21 protein-coding genes are annotated in these 25,176 nt (G+C 58.6%); 17 read left to right on the top strand and 4 right to left on the bottom strand.

Annotated features, from left to right (window positions below; translation table 11 throughout):
• Nucleotides 1-16 precede the first annotated feature (16 nt).
• A complete protein-coding gene (locus JFV30_RS19850; RefSeq protein WP_201124992.1) occupies nt 17-1,570 on the bottom strand; it encodes a glycoside hydrolase family 17 protein in 1,554 nt (517 codons plus the stop codon).
• Nucleotides 1,571-1,900: 330 nt separating this feature from the next.
• Between JFV30_RS19850 and JFV30_RS19845 the strand changes: the two genes are divergently transcribed.
• From JFV30_RS19845 to JFV30_RS19835, 3 genes are all read left to right on the top strand, one after another.
• Nucleotides 1,901-2,752 (top strand): glycine betaine ABC transporter substrate-binding protein, encoded by an 852-nt coding sequence (locus JFV30_RS19845; RefSeq protein WP_201124991.1) that lies wholly within the window; start codon nt 1,901-1,903, stop codon nt 2,750-2,752.
• A gap of 216 nt (nt 2,753-2,968) precedes the next feature.
• On the top strand, nt 2,969-3,280 hold the full coding sequence (locus JFV30_RS19840) for a DUF485 domain-containing protein (RefSeq protein ID WP_010166239.1): 312 nt from the start codon (nt 2,969-2,971) through the stop codon (nt 3,278-3,280).
• Entirely contained in the window at nt 3,277-4,935 is a 1,659-nt protein-coding gene (locus JFV30_RS19835) for a cation acetate symporter (protein WP_003210576.1), read from the top strand. The genes JFV30_RS19840 and JFV30_RS19835 overlap by 4 nt, the downstream gene beginning before the upstream one ends.
• Before the next feature lie 160 nt (nt 4,936-5,095).
• On the opposite strand, the gene gltA is transcribed toward JFV30_RS19835, so the two are convergent.
• Nucleotides 5,096-6,385 (bottom strand): citrate synthase, encoded by a 1,290-nt coding sequence (gene gltA, locus JFV30_RS19830; RefSeq protein ID WP_003210575.1) that lies wholly within the window; start codon nt 6,383-6,385, stop codon nt 5,096-5,098.
• A 363-nt stretch (nt 6,386-6,748) separates the two neighbouring features.
• On the opposite strand from gltA, the gene sdhC reads away from it, so the two are divergent.
• The 10 genes from sdhC (at nt 6,749) to brnQ (ending at nt 19,802) form a co-directional block, all read left to right on the top strand.
• The gene (gene sdhC / locus JFV30_RS19825) at nt 6,749-7,123 is read left to right on the top strand and encodes a succinate dehydrogenase, cytochrome b556 subunit (RefSeq protein ID WP_008433998.1); all 375 of its coding nucleotides are present in this window, start codon (nt 6,749-6,751) and stop codon (nt 7,121-7,123) included.
• Nucleotides 7,117-7,485 carry a succinate dehydrogenase, hydrophobic membrane anchor protein gene (gene sdhD, locus JFV30_RS19820; RefSeq protein WP_003210573.1) on the top strand — a complete coding sequence of 123 codons (369 nt, stop codon included), beginning with the start codon at nt 7,117-7,119 and terminating at the stop codon, nt 7,483-7,485. The genes sdhC and sdhD overlap by 7 nt, the downstream gene beginning before the upstream one ends.
• 3 nt (nt 7,486-7,488) lie before the next feature.
• On the top strand, nt 7,489-9,264 hold the full coding sequence (gene sdhA, locus JFV30_RS19815; protein ID WP_010166248.1) for a succinate dehydrogenase flavoprotein subunit: 1,776 nt from the start codon (nt 7,489-7,491) through the stop codon (nt 9,262-9,264).
• Nucleotides 9,265-9,275: 11 nt separating this feature from the next.
• Nucleotides 9,276-9,980, top strand: coding sequence for a succinate dehydrogenase iron-sulfur subunit (locus tag JFV30_RS19810; protein ID WP_010166250.1), 705 nt, complete (start codon nt 9,276-9,278; stop codon nt 9,978-9,980).
• Nucleotides 9,981-10,242: 262 nt separating this feature from the next.
• A complete protein-coding gene (locus tag JFV30_RS19805; RefSeq protein WP_010166252.1) occupies nt 10,243-13,074 on the top strand; it encodes a 2-oxoglutarate dehydrogenase E1 component in 2,832 nt (943 codons plus the stop codon).
• A 44-nt stretch (nt 13,075-13,118) separates the two neighbouring features.
• The gene (gene odhB, locus JFV30_RS19800; RefSeq protein ID WP_201124990.1) at nt 13,119-14,342 is read left to right on the top strand and encodes a 2-oxoglutarate dehydrogenase complex dihydrolipoyllysine-residue succinyltransferase; all 1,224 of its coding nucleotides are present in this window, start codon (nt 13,119-13,121) and stop codon (nt 14,340-14,342) included.
• Between the two features lie 95 nt (nt 14,343-14,437).
• Nucleotides 14,438-15,874: a dihydrolipoyl dehydrogenase gene (gene lpdA / locus JFV30_RS19795; RefSeq protein WP_010166256.1), complete on the top strand. Its 1,437-nt coding sequence runs from the start codon at nt 14,438-14,440 to the stop codon at nt 15,872-15,874.
• A gap of 214 nt (nt 15,875-16,088) precedes the next feature.
• Complete coding sequence (gene sucC, locus JFV30_RS19790; RefSeq protein WP_003210567.1) at nt 16,089-17,255, top strand: ADP-forming succinate--CoA ligase subunit beta; 1,167 nt, start codon at nt 16,089-16,091, stop codon at nt 17,253-17,255.
• On the top strand, nt 17,255-18,136 hold the full coding sequence (sucD, locus tag JFV30_RS19785) for a succinate--CoA ligase subunit alpha (protein WP_010166265.1): 882 nt from the start codon (nt 17,255-17,257) through the stop codon (nt 18,134-18,136). Before sucC ends, sucD begins: the two co-directional genes overlap by 1 nt.
• 352 nt (nt 18,137-18,488) lie before the next feature.
• Nucleotides 18,489-19,802, top strand: coding sequence for a branched-chain amino acid transport system II carrier protein (gene brnQ / locus JFV30_RS19780; protein WP_201124989.1), 1,314 nt, complete (start codon nt 18,489-18,491; stop codon nt 19,800-19,802).
• A 211-nt stretch (nt 19,803-20,013) separates the two neighbouring features.
• On the opposite strand, the gene JFV30_RS19775 is transcribed toward brnQ, so the two are convergent.
• Nucleotides 20,014-20,256, bottom strand: a complete 243-nt coding sequence (locus JFV30_RS19775) for a hypothetical protein (protein WP_010166269.1) — start codon at nt 20,254-20,256, stop codon at nt 20,014-20,016.
• A 157-nt stretch (nt 20,257-20,413) separates the two neighbouring features.
• On the opposite strand from JFV30_RS19775, the gene JFV30_RS19770 reads away from it, so the two are divergent.
• The 4 genes from JFV30_RS19770 to JFV30_RS19755 all read left to right on the top strand — a co-directional run bounded on the left by JFV30_RS19770 (nt 20,414) and on the right by JFV30_RS19755 (nt 24,131).
• Nucleotides 20,414-20,893, top strand: coding sequence for a PaaI family thioesterase (locus tag JFV30_RS19770; RefSeq protein ID WP_010166271.1), 480 nt, complete (start codon nt 20,414-20,416; stop codon nt 20,891-20,893).
• On the top strand, nt 20,890-21,342 hold the full coding sequence (locus tag JFV30_RS19765) for a PaaI family thioesterase (RefSeq protein WP_201124988.1): 453 nt from the start codon (nt 20,890-20,892) through the stop codon (nt 21,340-21,342). The genes JFV30_RS19770 and JFV30_RS19765 overlap by 4 nt, the downstream gene beginning before the upstream one ends.
• An 89-nt stretch (nt 21,343-21,431) precedes the next feature.
• Nucleotides 21,432-23,336: a molecular chaperone HtpG gene (gene htpG / locus JFV30_RS19760; RefSeq protein ID WP_010166275.1), complete on the top strand. Its 1,905-nt coding sequence runs from the start codon at nt 21,432-21,434 to the stop codon at nt 23,334-23,336.
• A 66-nt stretch (nt 23,337-23,402) separates the two neighbouring features.
• Nucleotides 23,403-24,131 (top strand): dienelactone hydrolase family protein, encoded by a 729-nt coding sequence (locus JFV30_RS19755; RefSeq protein WP_008434010.1) that lies wholly within the window; start codon nt 23,403-23,405, stop codon nt 24,129-24,131.
• A gap of 133 nt (nt 24,132-24,264) precedes the next feature.
• On the opposite strand, the gene JFV30_RS19750 is transcribed toward JFV30_RS19755, so the two are convergent.
• Nucleotides 24,265-25,137 carry a pirin family protein gene (locus JFV30_RS19750; RefSeq protein WP_201124987.1) on the bottom strand — a complete coding sequence of 291 codons (873 nt, stop codon included), beginning with the start codon at nt 25,135-25,137 and terminating at the stop codon, nt 24,265-24,267.
• Nucleotides 25,138-25,176: the final 39 nt, after the last annotated feature.

The raw sequence follows: 25,176 nt of genomic DNA, 5'->3' as shown, positions 1-25,176 counted from the left end.
GCTCGCGAAAGCGGTCTTAAGCCTTGCGCACCCGCAGGCAACGCCACAAGGCTGCAACCATGAGCAGGCTCACCACCGCCCAACCCCACGCCTGCTGGTTCATCAATCCTTCGCGGTACAGCTGCGGCGCAATGCCGGCACCGATGATGAACGCCAGCAACGCGATCTCCCGACGCAGCCCGCTTACCGGGCGCACCAGGTACACCAGCGCCGGCAGCACCAGCGCGGCGCTCGGGAAGCTGCGATAACGCGGGTCAAACACCAGGGCCAGCATCATGACAGCCCCGGCAAACCCGGCGATTGCCACCAGCCAGCTGGCGCGCTGCTCGATCCAGTTGAACGCGCGATCGCGCCAACCTTCACGTGCACTCAAGGCCAGGGCCGCGTGGGCCAGAACGGCAAGGTTCAAGGCCACCAGCAATCCCGCCCACACCCACTCATCCGTGAAGCGCGCCGTTACCCGGTTCAATTCGGCCCAGGTACCAATCGAGCAGGCCGCCACCGAGCCCAGCAACGGCAACAACAAGGCAGCACGGGTGGTGCGCACGCGACCGCCCAGCAGCAGCGTGCCCAGCAGGATAATCCCGCCAACCCCCAGCCACAGCGGCCAGTACGGCACGTTGGTCACCGGACCGGCCAGCACGCCCTTGTCCTGGCGGTCGGCATCAAACAAACCCCAGTAACCGCCTACGGCACCTTCGCTGGCGCGTTTCCACGGCTGGTCAAAGGCTTCGATCAGGTTGTAATGCCAGCCGTTGGCTTCAGCCATGGCTACGAACCCGCGCATGAATTTCGCTTCGTTGACCCGGCTCGGCACCGCGGTTTCCCGCTGCCGGCCTTCGCTCGGCCAGCCGGTCTCGCCGATCATCACGTCCTTGGGGGCGAACTTGTTGCCGAAGGTCTGGCGAACATCGCCCACATGCTTGAGCGCCTGGTCGATGCCCGACGGGTCATCTTCCCAGTAAGGCAGCAGGTGGATGGTCAGGAAATCCACCGCCGGGGCGATTTCCGGGTGTTGCAGCCAGAACTCCCACACATCGGCATAGGTGACCGGCTGCTTGATATGGCTTTTGACGTGATGGATCAGCGTCACCAACTGCTTGGCGGTGACTTCCTTGCGCAGCAGGGTTTCGTTACCCACGATCACTGACGTGATGACGTCGGGGTTGGCGTTGGCCGAGGCGATCAGTGCCTCGACTTCCTTGGCGGTGGCCACCGGATCACTGCTGACCCACGCGCCGCTCATCAGCTTCAGGCCATGTTTGCGCGCCAGTTCCGGCAAGGCTTCAAGGCCGGTCTGGGAGTAGGTGCGGATGCACTCAAAGCGGGTGGCCAGCAACGCCAGGTCGGCGTCCATGCGCTCGGGGCGCAGTGTGAACGGCTGGTCGAATGGGGATTGGTCTTTGTCGAAGGGCGTGTAGGACGCACATTGCAGCTTGTGGCTGGCACTCGCCACGTCCGGCAGCACCACCGGTTGGCCAAGGCCATACCAGTAGCCGCCGAGGGCCAGCACACCGAGGATCAGGGCAAATAAATAGGGCAGGAGCGGGAAGCGTGCAGTCGCGGGCATGATCAGGCCGTCTGGGGGCAAAGGCGCGCATCTTACCCGGATTTGTGCCGTCCCAGTGGGGCAGCATAATTTTGACATGCAAAGTTCGGGCGGGATCGTCGGTGAATGTCCTACAAATCGTCCTGCTGGCGATGTGATGTCGTTTCTTGCTTACCTGAGGTCGCAGTCAGAGCAGGTCGGTTGTGGCAGCAGGTTGATGATCGAAGTGTCAGCCCTCCACTGATGAGGCACCCACGTGATCGATGCGCGTGAAGGGGGCGCGGTGCACCACATAACAACAGGTTGACGTCGCTCGGCATCCGCCGGGCGCAGCACTTTCGGGGAAGCACTATGAAGATGCGACGACTCTTGGGCGCAGCTGCCACTCTGGTAGTTGCGATGAGCTCCACACTGGCCAGCGCCGACAGCAAAACCCTGAGCATCGGCTATGTGGATGGCTGGTCGGACAGTGTCGCCACCACCCACGTGGCGGCAGAAGTGATCAAGCAGAAGCTCGGTTATGACGTGAAACTGCAAGCGGTCGCCACCGGGATCATGTGGCAAGGCGTGGCCACCGGCAAACTCGACGCCATGCTCTCTGCCTGGCTACCCGTGACCCACGGCGAATACTGGGCCAAGAACAAGGACAAGGTGGTCGACTACGGCCCCAACTTCAAGGACGCCAAGATTGGCCTGATCGTGCCTGAGTACGTGAAAGCCAAATCCATCGAAGACCTCAAGACCGACACCACCTTCAAGAACAAAATCGTCGGCATCGACGCCGGTTCAGGCGTAATGCTCAAGACCGACGAAGCGATCAAGGCCTACGGCCTGGACTACAAGCTGCAAGCCAGTTCGGGCGCGGCGATGATCGCCGAGCTGACCCGCGCCGAAGACAAACAGGAATCCCTTGCGGTCACCGGTTGGGTGCCACACTGGATGTTCGCCAAGTGGAAACTGCGTTTCCTGGACGACCCAAAAGGAATTTATGGTGCTGCTGAAACCGTCAACAGCATCGGCAGCAAAGGCCTGGAAAAGAAAGCCCCGGAAGTCGTGGCGTTCCTGAAGAAATTCCAGTGGGCCTCCAAGGATGAAATCGGCGAAGTCATGTTGGCCATTCAAGAGGGCGCCAAGCCTGAAGCCGCGGCCAAGGATTGGGTGGCCAAGCACCCTGAGCGTGTTGCCGAATGGACCGCTAAATAAGTCTCGAAGCCTCTAGGTCGTACCTTGCAAGCCCGCCTGGCGTTTTCGTCAGGCGGGCTTTGTCGTTTCTGGGCCAAAGGCTGTCACTTTAATCAGTGCAAAGCTGGCGTGATCGCCCATCTCCTTCTACTACTAAGGTCGTCTGGAACCTGTTCCTCAGCCGCATACAGTGGATATGTTCCAATAATAAAAAGCTGTGCTGCGAGGATAAAAACAATGAACGACAGCATTTACCTCTCGATTCAAAACAGCCCGCGCTTCAAGGAGCTGGTAAGAAAAAGGGAAAGATTCGCCTGGATTCTCTCGGCAATCATGCTTGGGCTGTACTCCGCTTTCATTCTTCTGATTGCCTATGGGCCGCAAATACTGGGGGCCAAGATCAGCCCCGGTTCGTCCATCACGTGGGGGATCCCGATCGGGGTCGGGCTGATTGTGTCGGCCTTCATCCTCACCGGCATCTATGTACGACGCGCCAACGGCGAATTCGACGACCTGAACAATGCGATTCTCAAGGAGGCTGCGCAATGATCCGTCGTCTATTGGCTGTACTCGGCGCCTCGGCCTTTGCACCTGCCGTTTGGGCGGCAGATGCGTTGACCGGCGAAGTGCATAAACAACCGCTGAATATCGCAGCGATCCTGATGTTCGTGGCCTTCGTCGGCGCGACCTTGTGCATCACCTACTGGGCGTCCAAGCGCAACAAGTCGGCGGCCGACTACTATGCGGCCGGCGGCAAGATCACCGGGTTCCAGAACGGTTTGGCGATTGCCGGTGACTATATGTCGGCAGCGTCCTTCCTGGGGATTTCCGCGCTGGTGTTCACCTCCGGCTACGACGGCCTGATCTACTCGATCGGCTTCCTGGTGGGCTGGCCGATCATTCTGTTCCTGATCGCCGAGCGCCTGCGTAACCTGGGTAAATACACGTTTGCCGACGTGGCGTCCTACCGCCTCGGGCAAACCCAGATCCGCAGCCTGTCGGCCTGTGGCTCCCTGGTGGTGGTGGCGTTCTACCTGATCGCGCAGATGGTTGGCGCGGGCAAGCTGATCCAGCTGCTGTTCGGCCTTGATTACCATGTAGCGGTGATCCTGGTGGGCATCCTCATGTGCCTCTATGTGTTGTTCGGCGGCATGCTGGCGACCACCTGGGTGCAGATCATCAAGGCAGTGCTGCTGCTGTCCGGTGCCTCGTTCATGGCGCTGATGGTGATGAAACACGTCAACTTCGACTTCAACATGCTGTTTGCCGAGGCGATCAAGGTTCACCCTAAAGGTGAAGCGATCATGAGCCCGGGTGGCCTGGTGAAAGATCCGATTTCGGCGTTCTCCCTCGGCCTGGCACTGATGTTCGGTACCGCCGGCCTGCCGCACATCCTGATGCGCTTCTTCACCGTGAGTGACGCGAAGGAAGCTCGCAAGAGCGTGCTGTATGCCACTGGCTTCATCGGCTACTTCTATATCCTGACCTTCATCATCGGCTTTGGCGCGATCCTGCTGGTCAGCACCAACCCGGCGTTCAAGGATGCTGCAGGTGCCTTGCTCGGCGGTAACAACATGGCGGCGGTGCACCTGGCCAACGCGGTGGGCGGCAGTATCTTCCTGGGCTTCATCTCGGCCGTGGCGTTTGCCACCATCCTGGCAGTGGTTGCCGGTTTGACCCTGGCGGGTGCTTCGGCGGTGTCCCATGACCTGTACGCCAGCGTGATCAAGAAAGGCAAGGCCAACGAGAAGGATGAGATTCGTGTATCGAAGATCACCACCATCGCCCTGGCAGTGCTGGCCATTGGTCTGGGTATCCTGTTTGAAAGCCAGAACATCGCGTTCATGGTGGGCCTGGCGTTCTCCATTGCCGCCAGCTGTAACTTCCCGGTGCTGCTGCTTTCCATGTACTGGAAAAACCTCACCACCCGCGGTGCAATGATTGGTGGCTGGCTGGGCTTGATCAGTGCCGTTGGCCTGATGATCCTCGGCCCAACCATCTGGGTCTCGATCCTGCACCATGAGAAGGCGATCTTCCCTTACGAGTACCCGGCGCTGTTCTCGATGATCATTGCGTTCATCGGTATCTGGTTCTTCTCCATCACCGACAAGTCGGCGGCGGCAGAGAAGGAACGTGCGCTGTACTTCCCGCAGTTTGTCCGTTCGCAGACGGGCCTGGGGGCGAGTGGGGCGGTTAGCCATTAAGCTGTAACCGTTACAAAAAAAGCCCCGGTCGTGAGATCGGGGCTTTTTTTTGCCTTTATTGGTAACGGATACGACAAAACTGTTTCTCAAATCCGGCACAAATAAAAACGGCCTCCCTATCAAAGGAGGCCGTTTTCGGTGTTGCCAAGTAGCGGTTAGCTTACTTGCGGTCTTCCAGCTTGGTGATGTCACGCGACTCGTAGCCGGTGTACAGCTGGCGCGGGCGGCCAATCTTGTACGGGCTGGAGAGCATTTCTTTCCAGTGGGAGATCCAGCCTACGGTGCGCGCCAGGGCGAAGATCACGGTGAACATGCTGGTTGGAATGCCGATCGCCTTGAGGATGATCCCCGAGTAGAAGTCGACGTTCGGGTACAGCGAGCGTTCGATGAAGTACGGGTCGGTCAGGGCGATCTCTTCCAGGCGCATGGCCAGTTCGAGTTGCGGATCGTTCTTGATCCCCAGTTCCTTCAGTACTTCGTCGCAGGTCTTCTTCATCACGGTGGCACGCGGGTCGCGGTTCTTGTAGACCCGGTGACCGAAGCCCATCAGCTTGAACGGATCGTTCTTGTCCTTGGCCTTGGCGATGAACTTGTCGATGTTCGAGACATCGCCGATTTCATCAAGCATGGTCAATACGGCTTCGTTCGCACCGCCGTGGGCAGGGCCCCACAGTGCGGCGATACCGGCGGCGATACAGGCGAACGGGTTGGCACCCGAGGAACCTGCCAGGCGCACGGTGGACGTCGAGGCGTTCTGTTCGTGGTCGGCGTGGAGGATGAAGATCTTGTCCATCGCGGCGGCCAGCACCGGGCTGATCGGTTTGATCTCGCACGGGGTGTTGAACATCATGTGCAGGAAGTTTTCCGCGTACGTCAGGTCGTTGCGCGGGTACATCATGGGTTGACCCATGGAGTACTTGTAAACCATTGCGGCCAGGGTCGGCATCTTGGCAACCAGGCGGATCGCGGAAATTTCGCGATGCTGCGGGTTATTGATGTCCAGGGAGTCGTGATAGAAGGCCGACAGGGCGCCGACTACACCGCACATGACGGCCATCGGGTGGGCGTCGCGACGGAAGCCGTTGAAGAAGGTCTTCAACTGCTCGTGAACCATGGTGTGGTTCTTCACGGTGCTGACAAACTGGGCCTTTTGCTCAGCTGTTGGCAGTTCGCCATTAAGCAGCAGGTAGCAGGTCTCCAGGTAGTCCGACTGTTCAGCAAGCTGTTCGATCGGGTAGCCGCGGTGCAGCAAGATACCGTTATCACCGTCGATATAGGTGATCTTCGACTCGCATGAGGCGGTCGACATGAAGCCTGGGTCGAATGTAAAACGGCCCGTGGCCGTCAGGCCCCGTACGTCGATAACATCGGGACCAACGGTGCCGGTTAAAATGGGCAGCTCGACGGGGGCTGCGCCCTCGATGATCAACTGCGCTTTTTTGTCAGCCATGTGGCCTCCTATTTATGCTTCAAATCATCAGACAGACCCCCCACGCAGGGCCCGCACCACTATATTGATATAAATCCAGATGTCAATTTGCCTAAAGTCTTGCGCCAGAAGGCTTTAACCGTACTTTTTCCTCGAAATTACCTGCCATTTACGCCTTTTATGCCGCCAGCGCAATGCGCTATTAGGGTGAGGAGTGCGCGTTGTCATTAGTTGCCTAACTGTCTATACTCGGCCTCCGACCGCCAGGGGCTTTTGGGCCCGTTTTGATGGGGGTCGCACTCCCTGGGTGGTGGTTACCTGACCAGTGCACTCCCCAACAACTTTGCCCTGATTGTTAGGGGCTCTTCAGTGTGAAAAAAAGCCGTGAATAGCCAACGACCTGTAAACCTAGACCTAAGGACCATCAAACTCCCCATCACCGGCGTAACGTCGTTCCTGCACCGTGTATCCGGCATCATCCTGTTTCTTGGCCTGGGCATCATGCTTTATGCATTGAGCAAATCCCTGGGTTCGGAAGAAGGGTACGCCGAGGTGAAGGCATGCTTGACCAGTCCGCTGGCCAAATTCGTCGCCTGGGGCCTCCTGTCCGCTCTGCTTTATCACCTTGTGGCCGGTATTCGCCACTTGATCATGGACATGGGTATCGGTGAGACGCTGGAAGGCGGCAAGCTGGGCTCGAAAATCGTCATCGCCATTTCCGTGGTGCTGATCGTTCTGGCGGGAGTTTGGATATGGTAACCAGCGTTACGAACCTGTCGCGTTCGGGCCTCTATGACTGGATGGCGCAACGTGTGTCTGCGGTTGTTCTCGCGGCTTATTTCATTTTCCTGATCGGGTACCTCGCGGCGAACCCTGGCATTGGCTACGCCCAATGGCACGGCCTGTTCGCTCACAACGGGATGCGCATCTTCAGTCTGCTGGCCCTTGTAGCCCTGGGCGCTCACGCCTGGGTTGGCATGTGGACCATCGCGACCGACTACCTGACGCCAATGGCGCTGGGCAAGTCCGCGACAGCAGTACGGTTTCTCTTCCAGGCAGTATGCGGCGTCGCGATGTTCGCTTACTTCGTCTGGGGTGTGCAGATTCTTTGGGGTATCTGATTCATGGCTAACACAGTTAATACGCTTTCATTCGACGCCATTATCATTGGCGGCGGCGGTGCCGGCATGCGCGCTGCGCTGCAGCTGGCCCAGGGCGGTCACAAGACTGCCGTAATCACCAAGGTGTTCCCGACCCGCTCCCACACCGTTTCGGCCCAGGGTGGCATCACGTGCGCCATCGCCTCTGCCGATCCAAACGATGACTGGCGCTGGCACATGTACGATACCGTCAAGGGTTCCGACTATATCGGTGACCAGGACGCTATCGAATACATGTGCTCCGTCGGCCCGGAAGCGGTCTTCGAGCTGGAACACATGGGTCTGCCGTTCTCCCGTACCGAACAGGGCCGCATCTACCAGCGTCCGTTCGGCGGTCAGTCGAAAGACTTCGGTAAAGGTGGCCAGGCCGCCCGTACCTGCGCCGCAGCCGACCGTACCGGTCACGCGCTGTTGCACACCCTGTACCAGGCCAACCTGAAGGCCGGCACCGTATTCCTCAACGAATACTACGGCGTCGACCTGGTGAAGAACGAAGACGGTGCCTTTGTAGGCATGATCGTTATCTGCATCGAAACCGGCGAAACCTCTTACGTGCGGGCTAACGCCACCGTATTGGCGACCGGCGGTGCAGGCCGTATCTACTCTTCTACTACCAACGCCCTGATCAACACCGGTGACGGTATCGGCATGGCCCTGCGTGCAGGCGTCCCGGTACAGGACATCGAAATGTGGCAGTTCCACCCGACCGGCATCGCCGGCGCCGGTGTACTGGTTACAGAAGGTTGCCGTGGTGAAGGTGGTTACCTGATCAACAAGAACGGCGAGCGTTTCATGGAGCGTTATGCTCCGAACGCCAAAGACCTTGCCGGTCGTGACGTTGTAGCCCGTTCCATGGTTAAAGAGATCATCGCCGGTAACGGCTGTGGCCCTGATGGCGACCACGTAATGCTGAAGCTCGATCACCTCGGTGAAGAAGTTCTGCATAGCCGTCTGCCAGGCATCATGGAGCTGTCCAAGACCTTTGCTCACGTTGACCCGGCTGTTGCGCCGATCCCGGTTGTTCCAACTTGCCACTATATGATGGGCGGCGTTGCCACCAACATTCATGGCCAGGCGATCACCCAGGACGCCGACGGCGTTGACCAGATCATCCCTGGTCTGTTCGCGGTCGGTGAAGTGGCCTGCGTATCGGTTCACGGTGCCAACCGCCTGGGCGGTAACTCGCTTCTCGACCTGGTGGTATTCGGTCGCGCTGCCGGCCTGTTCCTGGAGCAGACCCTGAAGGAAGGCGTTGATTACGCTCGTCCACGCCAGTCCGACATCGACGCTGCCCTGGCACGTCTGGATGGCCTGAACTCGCGTACCGAAGGCGAAGACGTCGCTTCCCTGCGTAAAGAGCTGCAAAGCTGCATGCAGAACTACTTCGGTGTGTTCCGTACCGGCGAATACATGCAGAAGGGTATTGCCCAGCTGGCCGACCTGCGCAAGCGCATCGCCAACGTCAAGATCAACGACAAGAGCCAGGCGTTCAACACCGCTCGTATCGAAGCCCTTGAGCTGCAAAACCTGCTGGAAGTGGCTGAAGCGACCGCGATTGCTGCCGAGGTTCGTAAAGAATCCCGTGGTGCTCACGCTCGTGAAGACTATGAAGACCGCGACGACGAAAACTGGTTGTGCCACACCCTGTACTTCCCGGGTGACAAGCGCGTAACCAAGCGTGCCGTGAACTTCTCGCCGAAGACGGTTCCGACGTTTGAACCGAAGATTCGGACTTACTAAGGGTGGCTGCCATGTTGAAAGTCAGTGTTTATCGCTACAACCCTGATCAGGACGCCGCGCCGTTCATGCAGGAATTCCAGGTCGATACCGGTGGTAAAGACCTGATGGTGCTGGACGTACTGGCCCTGGTTAAAGAGCAAGACGAAGGTTTCTCCTATCGTCGCTCTTGCCGTGAAGGTGTCTGCGGTTCCGACGGCATGAACATCAACGGCAAAAACGGCCTGGCGTGCATCACGCCGCTGTCTGCCGTGGTTAAAGGCAACAAGCTGATCGTTCGTCCACTGCCAGGTTTGCCGGTTATCCGTGACCTGGTCGTCGATATGAGCATCTTCTACAAGCAATACGAAAAGGTTAAGCCATTCCTGCAGAACGACACGCCGGCTCCGGCCATCGAACGTCTGCAGACCCCGGAAGAGCGCGAGAAGCTGGACGGTCTGTACGAGTGCATCCTGTGCGCTTGCTGCTCGACTTCCTGCCCGTCCTTCTGGTGGAACCCGGACAAGTTCCTGGGCCCGGCTGCCCTGCTGCAAGCGTACCGCTTCCTGGCAGACAGCCGTGACACCAAGACTGCCGAGCGTCTGGCTTCGCTGGATGACCCGTTCAGCGTATTCCGCTGCCGCGGGATCATGAACTGCGTCAACGTATGTCCCAAAGGCCTGAACCCGACTAAGGCCATTGGTCACGTACGTAGCATGCTGCTGCAAAGCGGCGTGTAACCGACGCTGTAGTAAAAGCAGGACCGTTGTGCCCGTAGATGCTACGGCGCAGGCTTCAACCGGCGCCGTAGTTTTAACTTGAGCAGCGACTTACAAAGCCGCGGCTCTTATTTTGAAGAAATGAGACAAGCAGGGGCATTCGGGTTGGTACCCGAACTATCAGCGTGATCCTAAGTGGCTTGTTTTGGTCGCTGCACTTGGCCTTTTGCAAGCAAACTCGGTGTTTTCGCCGGTGGTGTCCCCAAATCGAGGGTGACCAAGCATGCAAGAAAGCGTGATGCAGCGCATGTGGAACAGCGGCTATCTTTCAGGTGGTAACGCTGCCTATGTGGAAGAGCTTTATGAGCTCTACCTGCACGACCCTAACGCTGTGCCAGAAGAATGGCGCACCAAATTTCAGACGTTGTCTTCAGACGGCAACGCTGCCACCGATGTATCGCACGCAACAATTCGCGATCAGTTCGTGCTGCTGGCAAAGAACCAGCGCCGCGCCCAGCCGGTTTCCGCCGGAAGCGTGAGCAGTGAGCACGAGAAGAAGCAAGTTGAAGTACTGCGACTGATCCAGGCCTACCGTATGCGTGGCCACCAGGCAGCCCAGCTTGACCCGCTGGGGCTGTGGCAGCGTCCTGCACCTGCAGACCTGTCGATCAATCATTACGGCTTGACCAATGCCGATCTTGATACGACCTTCCGTGCCGGCGACCTGTTCATCGGCAAAGAGGAAGCGAGCCTACGCGAAATTCACGAAGCGTTGCAGCAGACATATTGCCGCACCATCGGTGCCGAATTTACGCACATCACTGATTCCGAGCAGCGCCACTGGTTCCAGCACCGTCTTGAAGGCGTGCGTGGCCGTCCAGTGCTGTCCGCGGACGTCAAGAGCCACTTGCTCGAGCGCGTCACCGCAGCGGAAGGCCTGGAAAAATACCTGGGTACCAAATACCCGGGCACCAAGCGTTTCGGCCTGGAAGGCGGCGAAAGCCTGATTCCGATGCTCGACGAGCTGATCCAGCGTTCCGGCTCCTACGGCACCAAGGAAATCGTGATCGGCATGGCCCACCGTGGCCGTTTGAACGTGCTGGTCAACACCTTCGGCAAGAACCCGCGCGAGCTGTTCGACGAGTTCGAAGGCAAGAAAAAGGTTGAGCTGGGTTCCGGTGACGTTAAATACCACCAGGGCTTCTCGTCCAACGTAATGACCACCGGCGGTGAAGTTCACCTGGCCATGGCGTTCAACCCATCCCACCTGGAAATCGTTTCTCCAGTGGTCGAGGGGTCTGTACGTGCTCGCCAGGATCGTCGTAACGACTCCACCGGTGAGAAGGTCCTGCCGATTTCCATCCACGGTGACGCGGCATTCGCAGGTCAAGGCGTGGTCCTGGAAACGTTCCAGATGTCGCAGACCCGCGGCTTCAAGACTGGCGGTACCGTTCACATCGTCATCAACAACCAGGTGGGCTTCACCATCAGCAACCCGCTGGACGCACGCTCTACCGAGTACGCGACCGACGTGGCCAAGATGATCCAGGCGCCGATCCTCCATGTGAATGGTGATGATCCGGAAGCCGTGTTGTTCGTGACCCAGCTGGCCATTGATTACCGCATGCAGTTCAAGCGTGACGTGGTCATCGACCTGGTCTGCTACCGCCGTCGCGGTCACAACGAAGCGGATGAGCCTAGCGGCACCCAACCGTTGATGTACCAGCAAATCACCAAGCAGCGCACCACCCGTGAGCTGTACGCCGACAGCCTGATCAAGGCCGGCGTAGTGGACGATGCACGTGTTCAGGCGAAGATCGATGAATACCGCAACGCGCTGGACAACGGTCTGCACGTGGTAAAAAGCCTGGTCAAAGAGCCGAACAAAGAGCTGTTCGTTGACTGGCGTCCGTACCTGGGCCACGCCTGGACGGCGCGTCACGACACCTCGTTCGATCTGAAAACCCTGCAGGAACTGTCTGCCAAGCTGCTGGAAATTCCAGACGGCTTCGTCGTACAGCGCCAGGTTGCGAAGATCTACGAAGACCGTCAGAAGATGCAAGCCGGCGGCCTGCCGATCAACTGGGGTTACGCCGAAACCATGGCGTACGCGACCCTGGCGTTCGAAGGTCACCCGATCCGCATGACCGGCCAGGACATCGGCCGTGGTACGTTCTCGCACCGTCACGCTGTGCTGCACAACCAGAAAGACGCGGGCACCTACATCCCGTTGCAGAACCTGTACGAAGGCCAGCCACGTTTCGACCTGTACGATTCGTTCCTGTCCGAAGAGGCCGTACTGGCGTTCGAATACGGCTACTCGACCACCACGCCTCAGGCATTGGTGATCTGGGAAGCCCAGTTCGGCGACTTTGCCAACGGTGCCCAGGTGGTTATCGACCAGTTCATCACCAGCGGCGAGCACAAGTGGGGCCGTCTGTGCGGTCTGACCATGCTGCTGCCACACGGTTATGAAGGTCAGGGTCCGGAGCACTCCTCGGCCCGTCTGGAGCGTTACCTGCAATTGTGCGCCGAGCACAACATCCAGGTGTGCGTGCCGACTACCCCGGCCCAGATCTACCACTTGCTGCGTCGCCAGGTGATCCGCCCGCTGCGCAAGCCGCTGGTAGTGCTGACGCCGAAATCGCTGTTGCGTCATAAATTGGCCATCTCGACCCTGGAAGATCTGGCTGATGGTTCGTTCCAGACCGTTATTCCAGAAATCGACACCCTCGACGCCGCCAAGGTCACTCGCCTGATCCTGTGCAGCGGCAAGGTCTATTACGACTTGCTGGAAAAACGCCGTGCCGAAGGCCGCGAAGACATCGCCATCGTGCGGATCGAGCAGCTTTACCCGTTCCCGGAAGACGACCTGATGGAGGCCATCGCGCCTTACACCAACCTCACCAACGTGGTGTGGTGTCAGGAAGAACCGATGAACCAGGGCGCTTGGTACAGCAGCCAGCATCACCTGCGTCGCAGCATCGGCAACCACAAACAGGCACTGGGCCTGGAGTATGCCGGTCGTGATGCTTCTGCTGCACCTGCTTGTGGTTATGCATCGATGCACGCCGAGCAGCAGGAAAAACTGCTGCAAGATGCTTTCACTGTTTAACGCCTTCGCGCTGACTGAAACCGAATTTTAAGGACCCACAGATAATGGCTATCGAAATCAAAGCCCCGTCATTCCCGGAATCGGTTGCCGATGGCACCGTTGCCACCTGGCACAAGAAACCAGGCGAGGCCGTCAAGCGTGACGACCTGATCGTCGACATCGAGACCGACAAAGTCGTTCTGGAAGTGTTGGCTGAAGCTGACGGTGTGCTGGGCGCAATCGTTGCCGAAGAAGGCGCTACCGTTCTGTCGAACCAGGTACTGGGCTCGATCGAAGAGGGCGGTGCTGCTGCTCCTGCTCCTGCCGCTGCTGCACCGGCCGCTGCCGCCGCTCCAGCTGCTGCACCGGCTGCAGGCGCTGAAGATCCAATCGCTGCACCGGCTGCGCGTCAGCTGGCTGACGAAAACGGCGTCAACCTGGCTTCCATCAAAGGCACCGGCAAAGACGGCCGCGTGACCAAGGAAGACGTGGTTGCCGCGGTTGAAGCCAAGAAAAACGCTCCGGCTGCCGCACCTGCCAAGGCCGCTGCCCCGGCTGCCGCTGCGCCTGTGTTCGCCGCTGGCGACCGCACCGAGAAGCGCGTACCGATGACCCGCGTACGTGCCACCGTGGCCAAGCGCCTGGTTGAAGCACAGTCGAACATGGCGATGCTGACCACTTTCAACGAAGTCGACATGACCGAAGTCATGGCCCTGCGTTCGAAGTACAAGGATCTCTTCGAGAAGAGCCACAACGGCGTACGTTTGGGCTTCATGTCGTTCTTCGTGAAAGCGGCCACCGAAGCGCTGAAACGCTTCCCGGCAGTCAACGCTTCCATCGACGGCGGCGACATCGTTTACCACGGCTACGCTGACGTCGGCGTTGCCGTATCCAGCGACCGTGGCCTGGTAGTACCGGTTCTGCGTAACGCCGAACTGATGAGCCTGGCTGAAATCGAAGGCGGCATCGCCAACTTCGGCAAGAAAGCCCGTGACGGCAAACTGACCATCGACGAGATGACCGGTGGTACCTTCACCATCACTAACGGTGGTACTTTCGGTTCGATGATGTCGACCCCGATCGTCAACCCGCCACAAGCTGCGATCCTGGGCATGCACAACATTCTGCAGCGTCCTATGGCGATCAACGGCCAAGTGGTTATCCGCCCGATGATGTACCTGGCGCTGTCGTACGATCACCGCCTGATCGATGGTAAAGAAGCCGTGACTTTCCTGGTGACCATCAAGAACCTGCTGGAAGACCCGGCTCGTCTGCTGCTGGATATCTGATAAAGCGGCGGTGAGCCGCACTACCCACCCTGTCGCAAGGCAGGCCGGAGTGCGGCTCACGGCTTGAAGCTTTTAGCTAAAGAGGATTTTTTTTCATGTCGCAGAAATTTGACGTTGTAGTGATTGGTGCGGGCCCTGGCGGCTACGTTGCCGCCATCAAGGCCGCACAACTGGGCCTCTCGACTGCTTGCATCGAAAAATACACCGACAAGGAAGGCAAACTGGCGTTGGGCGGTACTTGCCTGAACGTTGGCTGCATTCCTTCCAAGGCGCTGCTGGACAGCTCCTGGAAATTCCACGAAGCGCAAGACGGTTTTGCCATCCACGGCATCAACCACGCTGGCGTGACCATGGACGTGCCAGCAATGGTCGGCCGCAAGGCCAACATCGTTAAAGGCCTGACTTCCGGCGTTGCTACCCTGTTCAAGGCCAACGGCGTTACTTCCCTGCAAGGCCACGGCAAACTGCTGGCCGGCAAGAAAGTTGAAATCACCAAGCCTGACGGTTCGGTAGAAGTCATCGAAGCCGAGAACGTGATCCTGGCTCCAGGTTCGCGTCCAATCGACATTCCACCGGCTCCAGTTGACCAGAACGTAATCGTTGATTCGACCGGCGCCCTGGAATTCCAATCGGTTCCAAAACGTCTGGGCGTGATCGGCGCTGGCGTGATCGGCCTGGAACTGGGTTCGGTCTGGTCCCGTCTGGGTTCCGAAGTCACCGTGCTGGAAGCCCTGGACACGTTCCTGTTGGCTGCCGACACCGCAGTGTCCAAAGAAGCGCTGAAAACCCTGACCAAACAAGGTCTGGACATCAAGCTGGGCGCTCGCGTTACCGGTTCCAAGGTTAACGGCGACGAAGTAGTCGTGACCTACACCGACAAGGATGGCGAACAGACCATCACTTTCGACAAGCTGATCGTAGCCGTTGGTCGCCGTCCAGTGACCACTGATCTGTTGGCTTCCGACAGCGGCGTGAACATCGACGAGCGTGGTTTCATCCACGTTGACGATCACTGCGCTACCACCGTGCCGGGCGTCTACGCCATTGGCGACGTGGTTCGCGGCATGATGCTGGCGCACAAGGCTTCCGAAGAAGGCATCATGGTTGTCGAGCGCATCAAGGGTCACAAAACCCAGATGAACTACGACCTGATCCCGTCTGTTATCTACACCCACCCGGAAATTGCATGGGTCGGCAAGAACGAACAGCAGTTGAAAGCTGAAGGCGTTGAAGTTAACGTCGGCACCTTCCCGTTTGCCGCTTCTGGCCGTGCCATGGCAGCCAACGACACCGGTGGTTTTGTCAAAGTCATCGCTGATGCCAAGACTGACCGCGTATTGGGCGTCCACGTGATTGGCCCAGGCGCAGCAGAACTGGTTCAGCAAGGCGCAATCGGTATGGAATTCGGCACCAGCGCCGAAGACATCGGCATGATGGTTTTCTCCCATCCGACCCTGTCCGAAGCGCTGCACGAAGCCGCGTTGGCAGTGAATGGCCATGCCATCCACATCGCCAACAAGAAGAAGCGCTAAGCGAGATAATAAGAAACCACGGCGGTTGCCCGTCGTGAGCCTTGTGCGCAAGACTCACCGCGGAATATCCGCTGGACGCAGTCTTGCGCAGTTTCACCACCCAGGGTTCAGGCCTTTGGTGGTTTGACTGTGCAAGCAGCAGTCACAGGTGGCGCGGCACTCAATAAAGAGCGCAGCGCCGAATGCGCAGTACCTAACGAAGACGGTAATAAGCATGAATCTTCACGAGTATCAGGGTAAGCAGCTGTTCGCTGAATACGGCCTGCCAGTATCCAAGGGTTACGCAGTAGACACCCCGGAAGCAGCAGCAGAAGCTTGCGACAAAATCGGCGGCACCGAGTGGGTTGTCAAAGCCCAGGTTCACGCTGGTGGTCGCGGTAAAGCGGGCGGCGTCAAGCTGGTTCGCAGCAAAGAAGACGCCAAAGCCTTCGCTCAGCAGTGGCTGGGCAAGCGTCTGGTGACTTACCAGACTGATGCCAATGGCCAGCCAGTCACCAAGATCCTGGTTGAATCGTGCACTGATATCGCTAAAGAGCTGTACCTGGGCGCTGTCGTTGACCGTTCGAGCCGTCGCATCGTGTTCATGGCCTCCACCGAAGGTGGCGTGGACATTGAGAAGATCGCCGAAGAAACCCCAGAAAAAATTCTGAAAGCCACTATCGATCCACTGGTTGGCGCTCAGCCATTCCAGGGTCGCGAGCTGGCTTTCCAGCTGGGTCTGGAAGGCAAGCAAGTTGCCCAGTTCGCCAAGATCTTCGTAGGTCTGGCCAAACTGTTCCAGGATCACGATCTGGCCCTGCTGGAAGTGAACCCGCTGGTGATCAAGGCTGACGGCGATCTGCATTGCCTCGACGCCAAGATCAACATCGACGCCAACGCCATGTACCGTCAGCCTAAGCTGAAGACTTTCCACGATCCGTCGCAAGACGATCCGCGCGAAGCGCACGCTGCCAAGTTCGAACTGAACTACGTAGCCCTGGAAGGTAACATCGGTTGCATGGTCAACGGTGCTGGCCTGGCCATGGGTACCATGGACATCGTCAACCTGCATGGCGGCAAACCAGCCAACTTCCTCGACGTAGGCGGCGGTGCCACCAAAGAACGCGTTACCGAAGCGTTCAAGATCATCCTGTCCGACTCCAACGTCGCAGCAGTACTGGTCAACATCTTCGGCGGCATCGTTCGTTGCGACATGATTGCCGAAGGCATCATCGGTGCAGTGAAAGAAGTCGGCGTTAAAATCCCGGTGGTTGTTCGCCTTGAAGGTAACAACGCTGAACTGGGCGCTAAAGTACTGGCAGAAAGCGGTTTGAACATCATCGCTGCTACCAGCCTGACCGACGCTGCTCAACAAGTTGTCAAAGCTGCGGAGGGCAAATAATGAGCGTCCTGATCAATAAAGACACCAAGGTTATTTGCCAGGGTATTACCGGTTCGCAAGGTAGTTTCCACACCCAGCAAGCCATCGAATACGGCACCAAGATGGTCGGTGGCGTTACTCCGGGCAAAGGCGGCACCGAGCACCTGGGCCTCCCAGTGTTCAACACCGTGAAAGATGCTGTAGCTGCCACTGGCGCCACCGCCAGCGTGATCTACGTTCCAGCTCCTTTCTGCAAGGACTCCATCCTGGAAGCAGCATTCGGCGGCATCAAGCTGATCGTTTGCATCACCGAAGGCATTCCTACCCTGGACATGCTGGACGCTAAAGTTAAGTGCGACGAGCTGGGTGTTACCCTGATCGGCCCTAACTGCCCAGGCGTGATCACTCCAGGCGAATGCAAGATCGGCATCATGCCAGGTCACATTCACTTGCCAGGCAAAGTCGGTATCGTTTCCCGTTCCGGCACCCTGACCTACGAAGCTGTCAAGCAGACTACTGACGCCGGTTTCGGTCAGTCGACTTGCGTCGGCATCGGCGGTGACCCGATCCCAGGCTCGAACTTCATCGACATCCTGAAACTGTTCCAGGAAGACCCGAAGACCGAAGCGATCGTGATGATCGGTGAGATCGGCGGTTCGGCTGAAGAAGAAGCGGCTGCCTACATCAAGGCACACGTGACCAAGCCGGTTGTTTCCTACATCGCTGGTGTGACTGCCCCTGCTGGCAAGCGCATGGGCCATGCTGGCGCAATCATCTCTGGCGGCAAGGGCACTGCAGACGAGAAGTTTGCTGCCCTGGAAGACGCAGGCGTTAAAACCGTGCGTTCGCTGGCAGACATCGGCAAGGCTTTGTCCGAGCTGACCGGTTGGGCTGTCAAGTAAGCCTCGCGCTTAACTGACGCTTCACCCCACAAAGGCCACCTTCGGGTGGCCTTTGTGCATTCTGAAGGTTGGTGGAGATTAAAATGTGGGAGCGGGCTTGCTCGCACATTTGATCGTATTTCAAAATTTAGATATGAAAACGCGACATAAAAATGTCGCTTATCGGACAGTTCGCCCCGCAACAGTGCGTTTGACCCGCAAATTCGTTAGGCTAGCCGCCTCTTTATGCGTGCGCATCCCAAAAGGAAGCCCCGCGCTAGACCCGTCAGTCCCCATCAGGACCGGCAGTATTTCCCTCATCCATAGGGAAGCCCTCTCTAAATTCCGATTCAGTAGTGTGGTATTTCCTCAAATGAAAGTGTTGAAAAGCCAGGACATCCTGGCGTTGGGCTTTATGACTTTTGCCCTGTTCGTGGGCGCCGGCAACATCATCTTCCCGCCTATCGTCGGTTTGCAGTCCGGGCCTCATGTCTGGATGGCGGCGCTGGGCTTCCTGATCACCGCGGTCGGTTTGCCGGTGATCACTGTCGTCGCCCTGGCCAAGGTCGGTGGTGGCATGGACGCGTTGAGCAGCCCGATCGGCAAGATCGCCGGTGGCTTGCTGGCAGCGGCTGCTTACCTCGCAGTCGGCCCGTTGTTCGCCACCCCGCGAACCGCCACCGTTTCCTTTGAAGTGGGCCTGGCGCCGCTGACCGGTGAAAGCCCGCTGGCGCTGTTCCTCTACAGCTCGGTGTATTTCCTGTTGGTGTTCTTCATCTCCCTGTACCCGGGCCGTCTGCTGGATACCGTCGGTCGCTTCCTGGCGCCGTTGAAGATCATCGCCCTGGCCGTGCTGGGCATCGCTGCCTTCGCCCTGCCAGCCGGTGATGTGGGTGTCGCCACCCCTGAGTACGTGGCTGCTCCGTTCTCCCAGGGTTTTATCAATGGTTACCTGACCATGGATACCCTCGGTGCCCTGGTGTTCGGCATCGTGATCGTCAATGCGATCCGCTCCCGTGGCGTCGAGTCGCCGAAGCTGATCACCCGGTACGCGATCATTGCCGGGCTGATTGCCGGCGTGGGCCTGGCGCTGGTGTACATCAGCCTGTTCCGCCTCGGCTCGGGCAGCCATGAAGTGGCCGCCGGTGCTGCCAACGGCGCCGCCGTGCTGCACGCTTACGTCCAGCACACCTTCGGCTCCCTGGGCAGCGGCTTCCTCGCCGTGCTGATTTCCCTGGCGTGCCTGGTGACGGCGGTGGGCCTGACCTGCGCCTGCGCCGAGTACTTCAGCCGTGTGTTGCCGCTGTCCTACAAGACCCTGGTGGTGATCCTGGCGGTGTTCTCGCTGTTTGTGTCCAACCTGGGCCTGACCAAGCTGATTGCGTTCTCGATCCCGGTACTCACCGCGATCTATCCGCCGTGCATCGTGCTGGTGGCCCTGAGCTTCTGTAAGGACTTCTGGCAGGAGCAGGGTCGTATCGTGGGCCCGATGATGCTGGTGTCGTTCATCTTCGGCTGCATTGATGCGCTGAAGGGCGCAGGCCTGGCGAACTGGATGCCATCGCAACTGGCTCACCTGCCGTTGAGCGAGCAGGGCCTGGCGTGGTTGGTGCCTTCGGTGATGACCCTGGTGGTCGCCGTGGTTATTGACCGGCTGCTGGGCAAGCGCAGCGAAGCGATTGCTTAAAGCTTCTGGCCAAACGTTGTAATCGAAAATGCCCCGTATCAAACGATTCGGGGCATTTTTTATGGCTGTTATTCAGCGTCAGGAGCGGGGCTTAGTCCGACTTTTCGCACTTTGCTCCCCTGATAAAAGCAGCGGACAAAGTAAAGCCCGCACTTGGCGGGCTTTCTTTTGCAACATGACTTTTCAAGCCACGGTGTTCAAGTCGTCAGACTCAAGAACCGGTTGCAGGTGCTGCTTCTTTTGCGGCTGCGTTGTTCGATTCCTGCTGGGCTTTGGCAGCTTCAGCGTTTTCTTTTGCAGCGTCGTTCACTTTATCCTGAGCTTCACTCATTTTTTCTTGAGCTTGTTCAGCATGTTGGTTGGCGTCCTGAGCTTTGTCCTCGGATTTTTTATCGCAGGCAGCGAGGCCGAGGGCAGCGGCCAACATCAAGGAAATAGCTAAAGTCTTGCGCATGGGGTGTTTCTCCTTATTGAAGATATCTACTGGCCTTTCGAGCCTATGCCCAACGCTTAGTTCCTTAAATCTCACAGATATATAAGGCGTTTCCCAAGGGAACTTTCACCAAGGTTGTCTACACCGCCGGATTCACACTAATAAGAGTCTTTAACGAATGACCGAAAATCCTCTTTTATCCCGTGCCACGCGTTTTGTTTCGGCCTTGCGTCACTGCCAGGTACTGGGTATCCAGGTGCATGCCGCCAGTGAAGACGGTATGACGCTGGTATTGCCCTATGGTCCGCATATCGTCGGAGATCCGCAGACCGGGGTGATCCACGGCGGCGCGCTGACGTCCTTGATGGACACCGCCTGCGGCATGGCCACCCTGTGTGTATTGCCGGAGTTCGAGGTCTGCCCGACCCTGGACCTGCGTGTCGACTACATGCACCCGGCCGAACCCCACAGGCCGGTGTTCGGTTTCGCCCAGTGCTACCGGGTGACCACCGACGTGATCTTCACCCGTGGCTTTGCCTACCAGGATGACCCGCAGCAGCCGATTGCCCATGTGGTGGGCACGTTCATGCGCATGGGCAAGCGCCTCAAGGGCAGCCAGGGCCTGGGTAATACGATCAAGGGAGAGCAGCAGCCATGAAGCATCAGTTCAAGACCCGACTGCAGCAGGCCCACGAGCGCGGCAACTACGACGCGCTGCTCAACCTGATTCCCTACGCCCAGCTGATCGGCATCGAATGCACGCGCCTGGGGGATGAATTGCTGTTCCGCATGCCGGCCAACAAGGACAACATTGGTAACCCGATATTGCCGGCGATCCACGGCGGGGTGATTGCAGGCTTCATGGAGCTGTCCGCCGCCTTGCATCTGCTGGTGTTCACCGGTACGCCGGGTGTGCCGAAAATCATCGACTTCTCCCTGGATTACCTGCGCGCCGGCCAGTTCCGCGACACCTACGCCAAATGCCAGGTGTGGCGCCAGGGGCGGCGGGTGGCCAATGTGGCGATTACTGCGTGGCAAAGCACCCAGGCTGAACCGATTGCCACCGCCCGTGCGCATTTCAAGATTGAGGAACCGGCTCGCCCTTGAAATCCTGGTCTTAGCCCCCAACTTTGATGACAACCCGCCGCCAACCCTCAAGGGCGCGGCCACTGCCATCCAATTGGAGTTTGATGACCATGAGTGTGGAAACTCAAAAGGAAACCCTGGGCTTCCAGACCGAGGTGAAGCAACTGCTGCACCTCATGATCCATTCGCTGTATTCCAACAAGGAAATTTTCCTTCGCGAATTGATCTCGAACGCCTCTGACGCTGTCGACAAATTACGTTTCGAAGCCCTGTCCAAGCCTGAATTGCTGGAAGGCGGCGCGGAACTGAAAATCCGTGTGAGCTTCGACAAAGACGCGAAAACCGTCACCCTCGAAGACAACGGTATCGGCATGAGCCGTGACGATGCGATCACCCACCTGGGGACCATCGCCAAATCCGGCACTGCTGATTTCATGAAGAATCTGTCGGGCGACCAGAAGAAAGATTCGCACCTGATCGGCCAATTCGGCGTGGGCTTCTACTCGGCCTTTATCGTTGCCGACAAGGTTGAAGTCTTCAGCCGCCGCGCCGGCCTTGCCGCCAGCGAAGGTGTGCACTGGTCTTCCAAGGGCGAGGGCGAGTTTGAAATCGCCACTATCGACAAAGCTGACCGCGGTACGCGCATTGTCCTGCACCTGAAGTCCGGTGAAGACGAATTCGCCGATGGCTGGCGCCTGCGCAATATCATCAAGAAGTACTCCGACCACATCGCGTTGCCGATCGAGTTGCCGAAAGAGCAAGCCGCTGCGGAAGGCGAAGAAAAGCCTGCGCTGGAATGGGAAACCGTCAACCGCGCCAGCGCCCTGTGGACCCGTCCTCGTACCGAAGTCAAGGACGAGGAATACCAGGAGTTCTACAAGCACATCGCTCACGACTACGAAAACCCGCTGAGCTGGAGCCACAACAAGGTCGAAGGCAAGCTGGAATACAGCTCGCTGCTCTACGTACCGGCCCGTGCTCCGTTCGACCTGTACCAGCGTGAAGCGCCGAAAGGCCTGAAGCTGTACGTGCAGCGTGTGTTCGTGATGGACCAGGCGGAATCGTTCCTCCCGTTGTACCTGCGCTTCATCAAGGGCGTGGTCGACTCCAACGACCTGTCGCTGAACGTGTCGCGGGAAATCCTGCAGAAAGATCCGATCATCGACTCGATGAAGTCGGCGCTGACCAAGCGTGTCCTCGACATGCTGGAAAAACTGGCGAAGAACGAGCCTGAGCAATACAAGGGCTTCTGGAAAAACTTCGGCCAGGTCATGAAAGAAGGCCCGGCAGAAGATTTCGCCAACAAGGAAAAAATTGCCGGTCTGCTGCGTTTCGCCTCGACCCACGGTGACGACGGCGAGCAGAACGTTTCCCTGGCCGAATACCTGGCGCGCGCCAAGGAAGGTCAGGACAAGATCTACTACCTGACCGGCGAAACCTACGCTCAGGTCAAGAACAGCCCGCACCTGGAAGTCTTCCGCAAGAAAGGCATCGAAGTGCTGCTGCTGACCGACCGCATCGACGAGTGGCTGATGAGCTACCTCAGCGACTTCGACGGCAAGAGCTTTGTTGACGTCGCCCGTGGCGACCTGGACCTGGGCAACCTGGATTCCGAAGAAGACAAGAAAGCCGCTGAAGAAGTGGCCAAGTCCAAAGAAGGCCTGGTTGAGCGAATCAAGACCGCCTTGGGCGATGCCGTCAGCGAAGTGCGGGTTTCCCACCGTCTGACCGATTCCCCGGCGATTCTGGCCATCGGCGAGCAGGACCTGGGCATGCAGATGCGTCAGATCCTGGAAGCCAGCGGTCAGAAGGTTCCGGATTCCAAGCCGATCTTCGAATTCAACCCGGCTCATCCGCTGATCGAGAAACTCGACGGCGAGCAGAGCGAAGAGCGCTTTGGCGACCTGTCGCACATCCTCTTCGACCAGGCAGCCCTGGCTGCCGGCGACAGCCTGAAAGACCCGGCCGCTTATGTGCGCCGACTGAACAAGCTGTTGGTTGAACTGTCGGTTTAACACCGTTGTAGAAAAACCCGCTTCGGCGGGTTTTTTCGTTCTAGAGCCTTTCACCTGGAGTAAATGATGAGCCAAATCACCGTGCGTTCCGTGGTCTATCAGATTGATGGCCAGTCTTATGAAAGCCGCCTGGCATTTGATGCCAGTCATAAGGGCCCGCTGCCAGGGTTGTTGATGGCGCCGAACTGGATGGGTGTCAGTGCCGGCGCTGAAGAGATCGCCAAGAGCGTGGCCAGCAAGGGCTACGTGGTGCTGCTTGCCGACCTGTACGGGCAAACTGTTCGCCCTTCGAATGGCGATGAAGCCGGTGCGGCGATGATGCCGTTGAAGAATGACCGGCCGCTGCTGAACAAGCGCATGCAAGTCGCGCTTGATCACCTGAAAACCCAGACCGAAGCGGCGGTGGATACCTCGAAGCTGGCAACCTTCGGTTTCTGCTTCGGCGGCTGCTGCTCCCTGGAGCTGGCGCGTACCGGTGCGCCGTTGAAAGCCGCCGTTTCGTTCCACGGCAGCCTCGACACACCGAACCCGGCCGATGCGAAAAACATCAAGGGTTCAGTGCTGGTGTTGCACGGCGCTTCCGACCCGCTGGTGCCGAAAGAGCAACTGCCGGCGTTTGAAGACGAAATGAACGCTGCCGGTGTGGATTGGCAATTGCTGAGCTACGGCGGTGCAGTGCACTCGTTTACCGACCCGCACGCGAACGTGCCGGGCAAGATGATGTATGACGCGAAGACCGCCGCACGGGCCTTCCAGTCGATGCATAACTTGCTGGATGAAGTGTTCAAGGGCTGATAGCGCGGTTCCCTGAGCTGGCCCCTTCGCGAGCAAGCCCGCTCCCATATTCGACCGCATTCCCACTGAAGGAACGCGGTCGAATATGGGAGCGGGCTTGCTCGCGATGGCTATTTAATGGGCAATAAAGCGCTTAAGCCTTGCCTCCAGGCAACTCGATCCGCTCACTTTCCCCCGGCACCGTCGGCCAATCCCCGGCCGCCCAACGCTGGCGAGCCTGCTCGATCAACACCGGGTCACTCGCGACAAAATTCCAGTTGATCCGCCGTGGCCCGTCCAGCGCCGCGCCGCCGAACACCACCAGATGGCAATCCGTCTCGGCAAACAGCGCCAGGCTTTCGCCCGCCGGTAACACCACCAGGCTGTGGACCTCCAGCACCTCGCCCTCCAGCTGCGCCTCACCCTCCAGCACATACACCGCCCGTTCCGCATGCTCATCCGGGATCAGCAGCGTGGTGGCCGTCTGCATTCGAACCTCGGCATACAGGGTGGGCGACAGCACTGGCACCGGCGATTCCAGGCAAAAGCCGCTGCCGGCAATCAGGCGAATCTGCACGCCGAGGTTGTCACTCACCGGCAAGCTGGCGGCGGGGTGATGGCTGTAATGCCCGGGCCCTTGCTCATGTTCCTTGGGCGAGGCCAGCCACACTTGCAGCCCGTGCAGGCCAAAACCACTGGCCTTGAGTGCTTCGGGGCTGCGCTCAACGTGGGCAATGGCGCTGCCGGCGGTCATCCAGCTGACATCCCCGGCCTTTACCACCTGGTCGGAACCCAGGCTGTCCTTGTGCAGGAGTTCGCCTTCAAACAGGTAGGTCAGGGTGGAGAGGCCGATATGCGGGTGCTGGCGAATATTCATGCCGGTACCCGGGGCATAGCGGGTGTGCAGCATATGGTCGAAAAACACGAACGGCCCGACGCTGCGGCATTGCCGGGAGGGCAACGGGCGCAGGATCGGTTGCCCTTCAACGTCTTCGGCGCGGGGGCGGATCACGGTCACTGTGGTCATGGTGCGTCCCAATCTGAGCGGGTTAGATGCCTCTGAGCA

Origin of the sequence: Pseudomonas sp. TH32, from assembly GCF_016650855.1 — a bacterium.
GTDB lineage: Bacteria > Pseudomonadota > Gammaproteobacteria > Pseudomonadales > Pseudomonadaceae > Aquipseudomonas.
Note: the sequence above shows the minus strand (reverse complement) of the source record. Positions and strands in the feature narration are given on the sequence as shown.

Coding starts and splice junctions, on each gene's coding strand:
- sdhD (WP_003210573.1), top strand. CDS start 7,117: ATGGTAACCAGCGTTACGAACCTGTCGCGTTCGGGCCTCTATGACTGG.
- JFV30_RS19850 (WP_201124992.1), bottom strand. CDS start 1,570: ATGCCCGCGACTGCACGCTTCCCGCTCCTGCCCTATTTATTTGCCCTG.
- gltA (WP_003210575.1), bottom strand. CDS start 6,385: ATGGCTGACAAAAAAGCGCAGTTGATCATCGAGGGCGCAGCCCCCGTC.
- JFV30_RS19840 (WP_010166239.1), top strand. CDS start 2,969: ATGAACGACAGCATTTACCTCTCGATTCAAAACAGCCCGCGCTTCAAG.
- JFV30_RS19765 (WP_201124988.1), top strand. CDS start 20,890: ATGAAGCATCAGTTCAAGACCCGACTGCAGCAGGCCCACGAGCGCGGC.
- sucD (WP_010166265.1), top strand. CDS start 17,255: ATGAGCGTCCTGATCAATAAAGACACCAAGGTTATTTGCCAGGGTATT.
- JFV30_RS19775 (WP_010166269.1), bottom strand. CDS start 20,256: ATGCGCAAGACTTTAGCTATTTCCTTGATGTTGGCCGCTGCCCTCGGC.
- JFV30_RS19810 (WP_010166250.1), top strand. CDS start 9,276: ATGTTGAAAGTCAGTGTTTATCGCTACAACCCTGATCAGGACGCCGCG.
- JFV30_RS19770 (WP_010166271.1), top strand. CDS start 20,414: ATGACCGAAAATCCTCTTTTATCCCGTGCCACGCGTTTTGTTTCGGCC.
- lpdA (WP_010166256.1), top strand. CDS start 14,438: ATGTCGCAGAAATTTGACGTTGTAGTGATTGGTGCGGGCCCTGGCGGC.
- JFV30_RS19835 (WP_003210576.1), top strand. CDS start 3,277: ATGATCCGTCGTCTATTGGCTGTACTCGGCGCCTCGGCCTTTGCACCT.
- brnQ (WP_201124989.1), top strand. CDS start 18,489: ATGAAAGTGTTGAAAAGCCAGGACATCCTGGCGTTGGGCTTTATGACT.
- sdhA (WP_010166248.1), top strand. CDS start 7,489: ATGGCTAACACAGTTAATACGCTTTCATTCGACGCCATTATCATTGGC.
- JFV30_RS19755 (WP_008434010.1), top strand. CDS start 23,403: ATGAGCCAAATCACCGTGCGTTCCGTGGTCTATCAGATTGATGGCCAG.
- htpG (WP_010166275.1), top strand. CDS start 21,432: ATGAGTGTGGAAACTCAAAAGGAAACCCTGGGCTTCCAGACCGAGGTG.
- odhB (WP_201124990.1), top strand. CDS start 13,119: ATGGCTATCGAAATCAAAGCCCCGTCATTCCCGGAATCGGTTGCCGAT.
- sucC (WP_003210567.1), top strand. CDS start 16,089: ATGAATCTTCACGAGTATCAGGGTAAGCAGCTGTTCGCTGAATACGGC.
- JFV30_RS19805 (WP_010166252.1), top strand. CDS start 10,243: ATGCAAGAAAGCGTGATGCAGCGCATGTGGAACAGCGGCTATCTTTCA.
- JFV30_RS19845 (WP_201124991.1), top strand. CDS start 1,901: ATGAAGATGCGACGACTCTTGGGCGCAGCTGCCACTCTGGTAGTTGCG.
- JFV30_RS19750 (WP_201124987.1), bottom strand. CDS start 25,137: ATGACCACAGTGACCGTGATCCGCCCCCGCGCCGAAGACGTTGAAGGG.